Origin of the sequence: Streptomyces globisporus (assembly GCF_003501885.1) — a bacterium.
GTDB classification, from domain to species: Bacteria; Actinomycetota; Actinomycetes; order Streptomycetales; family Streptomycetaceae; genus Streptomyces; species Streptomyces globisporus_D.
The window spans coordinates 35,260-44,936 of record NZ_QWFA01000059.1 but is presented as its reverse complement, the minus strand read 5'-3'; the positions used below and the strand labels follow the sequence as shown (position 1 = coordinate 44,936).

The window sequence follows — 9,677 nt, the reverse complement described above, 5'->3', positions numbered from 1 at the left end:
CGCCTGGCCCTCGCGCGGCCACGGCAGATGCAGCGACCGGGCGGCGGCGACGGCCCGGGGGAGGGGGTGGCGCCGCTCGCCCGGTCGCTGCATCTGCCGTGGCCGCGCGAGGGCCAGGCGAGCGTGGCGGTCGAGGGGATCGGCAGCCTCGGCACCCGGGGCGCGCAGAAGCCGGTTCCGATCGCCAGCGTCACCAAGGTCATGACGGCCTACGTGATCCTCAAAGACCGTCCGATGAGCGCCGACGCCCCCGGCGCGACCGTGGTCGCCGACCAGCGGGCGGCCGACGAGTCGTACTCCTCCGTCGAGACGACCGCGCCCGTGCTCGCCGGGCGGAAGTACACCCAACGCCGTTTGCTGGAGCTGATGATGGTGCCGTCGGGCAACAACGTGGCCCGGCTGCTGGCCCGTTGGGACGCGGGCGACGAGAAGGCGTTCGTCGCGAAGATGAACCGGGCCGCCGCCGGGCTCGGCATGCGCGCCACCACGTACACCGGGGTGAGCGGGATGGAGACGAGTACGCGGAGCACGGCGGCGGACCAACTGCGGCTGGCCCGCGCCGCGATGAAGGTCCCGGCCTTCCGCCAGATCGTGGCGACCGCCTCCGTCACGGCCCCGGGCGCCGGGGTGACCTTCCGCAACACCAACAGGCTGCTCGGGCACGACGGGGTCATCGGCCTGAAGACCGGCTCGTCCACCCCGGCGGGCGGCAACCTCGTCTGGGCCACGAGGCAGGAGGTCGCCGGGACCGACCGCCTGGTCATCGGCGTCGTGCTGCACCAGCGTGCCGGTACGACGCCCGCCGAGGGCAGCGCCGCCGCGCACGAGGCGAGCCGCGCCCTGATCGCCGCGATCCGGTCGGAGCTTCCGGCAGCGGCGAGAAGGGCGTAGGGCAGCGGGATTCGCGTGTCAGTGCAGCGTCTTCAGCATCTCCGCGGCGAACGGGGTGATCTCGGCGGTGCGCCCGCGCAGGGTCTTCGCCGCCCACTCGGGGTCGGCGATGAGCGCCCGCCCGACGGCGACCATGTCGAACTCGTCGCGCTCCAACCGGTCCAGCAGCTGCTCGATGCCGGTGACGCTGGAGTCGTTGCCCTGGAAGGCGCTGAAGAAGTCGCCGTCCAGGCCCACCGAGCCGACGGTGAGGGTCGGCCGGCCGCTGATCTTCTTCACCCATCCGGCCAGGTTCAGGTCGGAGTCCTCGAACTCCGGCAGCCAGTAGCGGCGGGTGGAGGCGTGGAAGACATCGACACCGGCCTCGGCCAGCGGCGTGAGCAGGGCGTCCAGCTCCTGCGGGGTCTCGGCGAGCTTCGCCTCGTACGCGTCCGCCTTCCACTGGGACATCCGGAAGAAGAGAGGGAAGGCGTCGGACACGGCGGCGCGGCAGGCGGCCACGATCTCGGCCGCGAACCGGGTGCGGGCGACCAGGCCCCCGCCGTAGGCGTCGGTACGCCGGTTGCTGCCCGACCACAGGAACTGGTCGATCAAGTAGCCGTGCGCGCCGTGCAGTTCGGCGCCGTCGAAGCCGAGGCGCTCGGCGGCGGCCGCCGCGTCGGCGAAGGCGGCGATGACGTCGTCGAGGTCCTTCTGCGTCATGGCGCGGCCCTTGGGCTCGCCGCTGAGGGAGATCCCCGAGGGCCCGACCGGCTGGGCGGCCGGGACGGGCCCGGCGCCCTCGGTGCGGGTGACGCCCACGTGCCACAGCTGCGGGATGATCGCGCCGCCGGCCCGGTGCACGGAGTCCGCCACGTCGGCCCAGCCCGCGAGCGCGGCCTCGCCGTGGAAGCGCGGGACCCGGTCGCTGGTCCCGGCGGACTCGTGGTCGACGTAGGTGCCCTCGGTGATGATCAGCCCGACGTCCGCTGCGGCGCGGCGGGTGTAGTAGTCCGCCACGTCCTGCCCGGGAACGCCGTCCGGGGAGAACTGCCGGGTCATGGGCGCCATCGCGATCCGGTTCCGGGCGGTGAGCCCGCGCACCGAGAACGGCCGGGAGAGGGCGTTCGCGGCACGGTCGGCGGCGCTCACGGCGTCCGCCGCGCCCGTCGTGTTCGCCGTCGTCGCGTCTGCCGTCGTCGTGTCTGTCACGTCGGTGTCCTGTTCGTAGCCGGGGGTGTCCACCCGGGGCCAACACGTCCGGGCCGCGTGGACATCCCGGCTCCGGCCGCGACGGCGGTAAAGAGTGGGCAAAGAACGGAGTCACCCTCCGGTGACCTGTGGGGACCGGGTCACCCCGGTTCGCCGGCGTACGTCGGGGCCGGGCACCCGCTCGTACGTCCAGATGTCCTCGCACACGGCCCCGGCGGCGCGGATCCGCACCCCGTGGGCTCCCCACGCCGCCCGCGCCTCGGCCGCCGCCGCGACACCGGTCGGCAGCTCCGGGGTCCGCCCTCCTCCATCCGCCACGAGGCGGGCGCGACCACGAAGTCCAGGTCACCGGGCTCGCGCGCCTCCTCGCCGAACCACAGGGCCATGAGCGCACTCCCGCGTATCACCAGCGCCCCGGACCATGGGGACGCGGCCACGCCGTCCTGTACGGCGTCGAGCGCCGCGGCCCGTGCCCGCTGCCAGGCCCGGGTGGCCGCATGGCTCTCGTACACCGGGACAGCATGCGGCAGCCGATGCGAACAGGCAGGTGAATACCCCGGCGTCGAGCACCGGTATCGCGGGCCGGGCGCCGGGTGCCGGGCATGGCGGTGCCCATGACATCCGTCATGCGGATCCATGACAGTCGGCATCCCGCCGGGCGGCCGTACCCGGGCAGGTTGGAGGTACGGAGTTACGCACACGATCACGGAGACCGTCGATGCGAAGGGGACCACCGCATCGACGGGCGACGACCGGGGAGTTGATCTCGCACCATGACGGCATCCGTACACCCCTCCCACACCGGGCCCGAAGCGCAGGAACCGGGCAGCGCCCCGGGAAGGCACGGGAAGCGGCAGACCACCCTGGAGCAGCTGGGCGGACCGGCCGGCCTGGTGTACACCATGGTGCCGGTCACCGCCTTCGTCATCGCCAACGCGGCGCTCGGCCTCACGGGCGCCATCGTCACCGCCCTCGGCGCCGGCCTGGCGGTCACCGTGCTGCGCCTGGTCCGCAAGGAGCCCCTGCAGCCCGCCCTGTCCGGCCTGTTCGGCGTCGCGGTGGCCGCGTTCGTCGCCTGGAAGACGGGATCGGCCAAGGGCTACTTCCTGCTGGGCATCTGGTCCAACCTCGTGCTGGCCGCGGTCTTCCTGCTCTCGGTGGCGGTACGCAGGCCGCTGGCCGGAATCGTCTGGGGCGCGCTCAACGGGACCGGTACGGCCTGGCTGCGCGACAAGCCCTCGCGGCGCGCCTACGACATCGCCACGCTCACCCTGACCGCCGTCTTCGCCGCCCGGTTCGTCGTCCAGCAGTGGCTGTACGACGAGGACCGGACCGGTTGGCTGGCCTTCGCGAAGCTCGCCATGGGCTATCCGCTGCTCGCCGTCGCCCTGCTCGTCGTCCTGTGGGCGGGCCGGAGTTCGGCGAAGCGGCTGAAGGGGGCGGCGGGTCACGCTCCCCGCCCCGAAGGACCGGACGACTGCCCTCTGATCCACCGATGATTTCTCCGCCCCCCGCCGGTCATAGCTGTGACACCGACCGGACGGGGGTGGGCGCTCGCCGGGCCCACCCTCACCCAACAGACGGGACACGCTGTGACCGACAACGCCGTGAAGGGCCCTGCCAGTTACTTCCCCTCGATCGAGAAGAAGTACGGCCGCCCGGTCGCCGAGTGGAAGGGCCTCATCCGTACTTCCCCGCTGACCAAGCACATGGAGCTGGTCGGCTGGCTCAAATCCGAACACGGCCTGGGCCACGGGCACGCCAACGCCCTGGTGGCGCACACGCTCGCCGAGGACAGCGCGGGCTGACCCCCACGTAACGGAAGGCCGATTGCCCCCTCTTCCACGACGCGGGCGGCGAACGCTCCGCGAATCAGCTGCCCCGGGCGAACACACAATCTGCACACGCCAGTAGAGTGCGATGCTTGTTCGATTCGCCGGGAAGCGGAGGGGGAGGGGACGTGGGGGCACAACTGCGCGACACCGCTACGGAATTGGCGGGCGTGCTGTGGCGCGAGCACACCGTGTACCGGGAGCGGTCCGGGGGGATGGTCATCCGGGGCGAGCACGTACGGCGGTGGATCAGCCTCGCCCCGGCGGGCGGCCGGGACGAGATCCTCGTGCGCGCCGGCCGCATCCTGGACGGCGGCACCACCGCCCCGGCACGCTCGGAGGCCGTGGTGCCCCTCTCCGCCGGTACGGCCGTACTCGCCGCCGCCTGCCGCCGCCTGCTGGCCGAGGCGGCGTCCGATGCGGCGCGGGCCCCGCGGAGCGGGGAGGAGTCCGGGTCCGGCCGGGCCCGCCGACCGGGAAGGGCCGCGCGCCGCAAGGGCAGGGGACGGCACACCGGGTTCGGCTCGTGGGTGATCGTCATCTGCATCGTCGGTGTGATCGGCCTGTACGTCTACAGCAACGCGGCGCTGCACGGCTGACGGGATCGACCGGGCCGGGCCGGGGTCAGGCCCGGCCCGGTGGCGCGGCCAGTCCCGCCTCATGGGCGGCGATGGCCGCCTCCACCCGGTTGCGTACGCCCAACTTCGCGAGCACCGCGCTGACATGGGCCTTCACCGTGCCCTCGACCAGATGCAGGCGGCCCGCGATCTCGGCGTTGGACAGCCCCGCCCCGATCCCGGCCAGCACCTCGTTCTCCCGGTCCGTGAGCCGCTCCAGCGGGCGGTGGGGATGGGCCGCCCGGTGGGCGCGCATTCCGGCGATCACCCGCCCGGCGACCCGCGGGGACAGATAGGCGCCACCCGCCCCGACGGCCCGGACCCCGTTGAGCAGTTCCCTCGGGTCGTCCGCCTTCAGCAGGAAACCGTCGGCGCCTTCCTCCAGGGCGCGGGTGACGTACGTGTCCTGACCGAAGGTCGTCAGCATGATCACGCCGACCGGCGTCGGTTCCCGGTGGAGCCTTGCCACTGCGGTCAGACCGTCCAGGCCGGGCATCTGGATGTCCAACAGGACGACGTCCGGACGGTGCCGGCGAACGAGAGCGATGGCCTCGTGCCCGTCCGCGGCCTCGGCGACCACCTCGACCTGCGGGTCCCTGGCCAGGATGGCCCGTACGCCCGCCCGGACCAACGCCTCGTCGTCGGCCACCAGGACCCGGACCGGCCGACTGCCCGCCGTCATCTCTCCGCCCTCCACTCGCCCTCCGCCCGCTGCGGGGAGCCTACGGCCGGCGCAACACCGTGCGACCCGGAATCCCCGCAGATCCGTCCCGGGGTGGAGCACACCCCCGACGAAAGGCAGGAGACCGCTGCCGTCCGGCCGATGGGCGCGGGTGTCACGGCCTCCTAGCGTCACTTCCGTAGGAGACCGGACGAGACCGACACCAGCGAAGGACCTCTGTGATCACCCTCCGAGGACTCACGAAACGCTACGGCGAAACCGTCGCCGTGGACGGGCTGACCTGCGACATCAAGGCCGGTCGCGTGACCGGCTTCCTCGGTCCCAACGGGGCCGGGAAGTCCACCACGATGCGCATGATCCTGGGCCTGGACCACCCCACCCGGGGCCGGGCCCTGATCGCCGGCCTGCCGTACGCGAGCCTGCGTCGCCCCCTGTGCGCGGTCGGCGCGATGCTCGACGCCCGGGCCGTCCACCCGGCCCGCTCCGGCCGCACGCATCTCGTGGCCCAGGCCCGCGCCAACGGCATCCCGGTGCGCCGCGTGGACGAGGTGCTGGAGACGGTGGGCCTGACCAAGGCGGCCCGCCGCCCGGCGGGCACGTACTCGCTCGGCATGAGCGGGCGGCTCGGGGTGGCGGGCGCGCTGCTCGGCGACCCGCCGGTGCTCGTCCTGGACGAGCCGGTCAACGGCCTCGACCCGGACGGGGTGCGCTGGATCCGCCGGCTCGTCCGCGACCAGGCGGCGGAAGGGCGCACGGTGTTCCTCTCCAGCCACCTCATGAGCGAGATGCAGCTGACGGCCGATCATCTCGTCGTGATCGGGCGGGGCCGGCTGCTCAGCGACAGTTCCATGGCGGAGTTCCTCGCCGCGGCGTCTCCCGCGTCGGCGCGGGCCGTGGTGCCCGACCCGGGGGAACGGGCGACGCTGGTCCGTCGCCTGATGGCGGCCGAGGGGGTGCGCGTCGGGACGACCGAGTCCGGCGAACTCACCGTCGAGGGCCGCACCGCCGCCGAGATCGGCGACCTGGCCCACCACTGCCGGGTCCGGCTGCACGGGCTGAGCGACGTACGGGTCTCGCTGGAGGAGGCGTACATGGACCTGACCGCGCGCAGTGTCGAGTACGCCACTGGCGGCAGCGGCAGCACCACGGGAACGCCGGGCGCGACGGTGGCGCAGCACCAGGGAGAAGCCCCGTGACCGAGCCGACGACGACCCCCGGCCGACGGACGGACGCACTCCACGCCGTACGCGGCACCACGCCCGCCCCACGCACACCCGCCCCAGGCACACCGGGTGGCTTCGCCGGGGCCGTCGCCTGCGAGTGGACCAAGCTGTGGTCGGTCCGGGCCCCCTACCTCTGCCTCCTCGCGGGCCTGGCGATCACCGGGGTCTTCACCTTCTACTACGCCTCGATCGCCCGCATCAACGATCATCCGGTGGAGCCCGTCGGGAACGCGGTGGCCTCGTCGGCCGTCCTCGCCCAGTTCGCCGTCGTCATCCTGGCGACGGTCGCCGTGACCTCCGAGTACGCGACGGGGAGTGTGCGGGCATCGCTGCTGTGGGTGCCCCGGCGCCATCGGGTCCAGGCGGCGAAGGCGCTGGTGGTGGCCGTCGTCTCGTTCGCCGCGGGCGTCGTGTACGCGGTCGTCGGCACGGCGGTCGCGTGGGGGGCGTTCGACGGACGGGCCTCGTTCGACGCCGGTACGACGCTCCGGCAGGCCTTGTCCGTCGGCCTCTACCTGGCGCTCGTCGCCGCGCTGGCCGTCGGGACCGCCTTCGCCACGCGCCACCCGGCGGGTGCGCTGTCGATCCTCGTCACGCTGTTGTGGGGGCTGCCGTCCGTGCTCCTGGGGGTCGGCGGCCCGGATCTCGCCGCCGTCAACGACTACCTGCCGCACGGTGCGGGGGACCACTTCATGCGCTCCGGCGTCGAGGCCCCGTACGCGCCGGTGGCGGCGACGCTGATCGTGGTGGCGTGGGCGGGGGTGGCGCACCTGGTCGGCCTGTACGTGCTGCGCGGCCGGGACGCCTGACCGCTCGACCCCGCAGAATCGACGGCACCGGTCAGGCGATTCAGACCTGTCGGACGAGTCAAGCGATCCAGCTGATCCAGGTGATCCATCGGAAGGACGGTCGACGCACCATGCCGCACGAGCACACGACGCGCCCGTGGCTGCGGCTGCGCATGCCCCGGCCCCCGGCCCGGTCCGTGCCGGTCGACGTGGCGCTGTGGGGGGTGCTGGCCGCCGCGACCGGTTACGGGTTCCGGGACGCGGGCGCGCGGTCACTGTTCCTGGACCTGCTGCTCCCACTGGCGGTCCTGGCCGTGGCGGTGCCGTTGTCCCGCCACCGGCCGGGGGCCGCGGTCGTCCTGGTCAACGGGCTGTGTGCGCTGGGCCTGGCCGACGCGGCGACGCCCGCCAACGCCCAGGTCCTGTCGCTGGCCGTGCTGAGCTGCCTGCTGGGAGCCAGGATCGCCGGGGCCCGGGGCCCGCTCCTGGTGCTCGTCGGGTGCCTCGCGCTCGATGTGGCTACGTGCGCGGTGCTGTGGGTCCAGCCCGTGTGGTGGTTCTACACGCTGGCCGTGCTGGCCGCCGCCCTTCTGCTGCCGTGGCTGGCCGGGCGGTACGTGCGTGGCCGCCGCGAACTCGTACGGGAGGGCTGGCGGTTGGCCCACCGTCTCGAAGAGCGGCAGCACCTGGTCGCGGAGCGGGCGCGGCTGGCCGAACGCGCGGACATCGCGGCCGACATGCACGACTCGCTCGGCCACGCCCTGAGCCTGGTCGCCCTGCGCGCCGGGGCCCTGGAACTCTCCCCGGACCTCACCGACCGCGACCGCGCCGACCTGGCCGAGCTGCGCGGGACGATCGCGGACGCCGTGGAACACCTGCGGGAAACCGTGGCGGTCCTGCACGACGCACCGGACCCGGACCCGGAGACGGCACCGAACGGGGAGGCGGGAACGGCTGTGGACGGACCCGCCCACGACACCCTGGAAGATCTCGTGGCCCGGGCGGTCGCCTTCGGCGTGCCGGTCCGATGGGAGCGGCACGGTCCGGCCCCCACGCTGTCCCCCCTGGTCGAACGCGGCCTGTACCGGATCGTGCAGGAGGCCCTGACCAACGCCCTGAAGCACGCGCCGGGCGGGGCGATCCGGCTGCGGATCACCCACCGGACCGACCGTACCCACGTGAGTGTCGTGAACGACGTCCCGACGGGTGCCGCGATGGCGGCGGAGGGGCCGGCGGCGGGCATCGGCGGACGAGGACTGACGGGCCTCCGGGAGCGGGTGACGGTCCTCGGCGGAACCTTGCGGACCGGCCCGCACGAAGGCGGTTTCCGCGTCACGGCCGACCTCCCGCACCAGGTCACGGCCCACACCCGACGACGAGGACCGAGCCCCGCGTCGAGCCCCGCCGCACGGTCCCCGGAGTCGGCGGGCCGACTCGCCGTCGTCCGGGGAGCGGCCCGCCGCCGGTACGCCGCCGCGGTCGTGGCACCCGTCGTCGCGGCAGCGTTCTTCGTGCCCGCGGCTGTCCTCCTGGCCTGGCAACTGACGACGAGCGCACTCCCGCCGTCCCGTTTCGACGAGCTGACCCCGGGCCGCCCCCGCACCGAACTGGCCCCGCTGCTGCCGGCCCGCGCCTACCCCTACCCACCCGACCACGCCCGCTTCGCCCCCCGACCACCGGGCACCACCTGCGAGTTCTACCGTTCCGGCCGGGACCTGCTGGACGAGGTCGACCTCTACCGACTCTGCTGGTCGGGAGAGAGGCTGGTGGCGAAGGACACCGTGCCCGGGAGAATCAGTGACGCCCCGTGAGGCCGTCGACTCCCCACGCCCGGCAGTCCTCCGCGGAGATCTCGGCGACGGCCGCATCCCCCACCTGCTCCAGGCCCGGGATGTAGGGGCGAACGTCGGCAAGCGGGGTGCAGAAGGTGACGTTCGCGGTGAGGAGCCCCTCGTCGGTATCGGCGCATGACAACGAGACGTACGCCTTCACCCGGGAGTCGCCGAACTTCCCCTGCGCCTTCCGGAGACAGGCACTCACGTACGCCAGACACCGACGGACGAGGAGCGGTGTGCGTCCGTGCGGCGCGGTGGGGAGGTCGTAGTCGGTCATTCCTCTCCCGTTGACCGTGGTCTCCTCCGCGAGCCGGTCGACGTAGCGGCCGGGCGTCTCCGGCCGGAGGCCGGTCAGCACGCGTCCACCGGCGGCGGTGACGGACCACCCGCGTTCCGCGACGTCGCGGAACAGGGGCGGGATGTCCTGATGGCTCAGCCCGGAGAGGTCGGTCACCCGGATGAGTGCCTGCATGCATGCGTTGCTTCGCACTTACGTCGGCTCCTGCTGGAAGGGGTCGGCCGTCCCACCCCAGGAGAAGGCGAACCCACCCCGTGAAGCGTCGTACGTGACGGCGGCACCCGAGCTCTCCAGACCGAACCGCTCATGGAGCCACCCGT

General features: G+C 73.3%; 11 protein-coding genes. 7 read left to right on the top strand and 4 right to left on the bottom strand.

The annotated features are described in order from the left end of the window. The first annotated feature begins 27 nt into the window (after positions 1–27). A complete protein-coding gene (locus D3105_RS13730; RefSeq protein ID WP_240646898.1) occupies positions 28–891 on the top strand; it encodes a D-alanyl-D-alanine carboxypeptidase family protein in 864 nt (287 codons plus the stop codon). Positions 892–909: 18 nt separating this feature from the next. Here D3105_RS13730 and D3105_RS13725 read toward each other — a convergent pair whose 3' ends face one another. Both D3105_RS13725 and D3105_RS35305 read right to left on the bottom strand, forming a co-directional pair. Beyond that, positions 910–2,022: an NADH:flavin oxidoreductase gene (locus tag D3105_RS13725; protein WP_118903513.1), complete on the bottom strand. Its 1,113-nt coding sequence runs from the start codon at positions 2,020–2,022 to the stop codon at positions 910–912. Between the two features lie 171 nt (positions 2,023–2,193). After that, positions 2,194–2,400 carry a hypothetical protein gene (locus tag D3105_RS35305; protein WP_240646896.1) on the bottom strand — a complete coding sequence of 69 codons (207 nt, stop codon included), beginning with the start codon at positions 2,398–2,400 and terminating at the stop codon, positions 2,194–2,196. Between the two features lie 455 nt (positions 2,401–2,855). Here D3105_RS35305 and D3105_RS13715 point away from each other — a divergent pair, with 455 nt between their 5' ends. The 3 genes from D3105_RS13715 (at position 2,856) to D3105_RS13705 (ending at position 4,513) form a co-directional block, all read left to right on the top strand. Beyond that, complete coding sequence (locus D3105_RS13715; RefSeq protein WP_118903510.1) at positions 2,856–3,581, top strand: DUF3159 domain-containing protein; 726 nt, start codon at positions 2,856–2,858, stop codon at positions 3,579–3,581. Positions 3,582–3,674: 93 nt separating this feature from the next. Further along, positions 3,675–3,890: a DUF4287 domain-containing protein gene (locus tag D3105_RS13710; RefSeq protein ID WP_118903509.1), complete on the top strand. Its 216-nt coding sequence runs from the start codon at positions 3,675–3,677 to the stop codon at positions 3,888–3,890. A 194-nt stretch (positions 3,891–4,084) separates the two neighbouring features. Continuing rightward, positions 4,085–4,513 carry a hypothetical protein gene (locus D3105_RS13705; RefSeq protein WP_118903508.1) on the top strand — a complete coding sequence of 143 codons (429 nt, stop codon included), beginning with the start codon at positions 4,085–4,087 and terminating at the stop codon, positions 4,511–4,513. A 25-nt stretch (positions 4,514–4,538) separates the two neighbouring features. Here D3105_RS13705 and D3105_RS13700 read toward each other — a convergent pair whose 3' ends face one another. After that, positions 4,539–5,213: a response regulator gene (locus D3105_RS13700; protein ID WP_165891010.1), complete on the bottom strand. Its 675-nt coding sequence runs from the start codon at positions 5,211–5,213 to the stop codon at positions 4,539–4,541. A 218-nt stretch (positions 5,214–5,431) separates the two neighbouring features. Here D3105_RS13700 and D3105_RS13695 point away from each other — a divergent pair, with 218 nt between their 5' ends. From D3105_RS13695 to D3105_RS13685, 3 genes are all read left to right on the top strand, one after another. Further along, positions 5,432–6,409, top strand: a complete 978-nt coding sequence (locus tag D3105_RS13695) for an ATP-binding cassette domain-containing protein (RefSeq protein WP_118903506.1) — start codon at positions 5,432–5,434, stop codon at positions 6,407–6,409. Next, positions 6,406–7,245 carry an ABC transporter permease gene (locus D3105_RS13690; protein ID WP_118903505.1) on the top strand — a complete coding sequence of 280 codons (840 nt, stop codon included), beginning with the start codon at positions 6,406–6,408 and terminating at the stop codon, positions 7,243–7,245. The genes D3105_RS13695 and D3105_RS13690 overlap by 4 nt, the downstream gene beginning before the upstream one ends. Before the next feature lie 152 nt (positions 7,246–7,397). Beyond that, a complete protein-coding gene (locus D3105_RS13685; RefSeq protein WP_240646897.1) occupies positions 7,398–9,035 on the top strand; it encodes a sensor histidine kinase in 1,638 nt (545 codons plus the stop codon). Here the strand turns inward: D3105_RS13685 and D3105_RS34925 are convergent. Beyond that, positions 9,019–9,549 (bottom strand): hypothetical protein, encoded by a 531-nt coding sequence (locus D3105_RS34925; RefSeq protein WP_240646895.1) that lies wholly within the window; start codon positions 9,547–9,549, stop codon positions 9,019–9,021. The genes D3105_RS13685 and D3105_RS34925 overlap by 17 nt on opposite strands. Positions 9,550–9,677 lie beyond the last annotated feature (128 nt).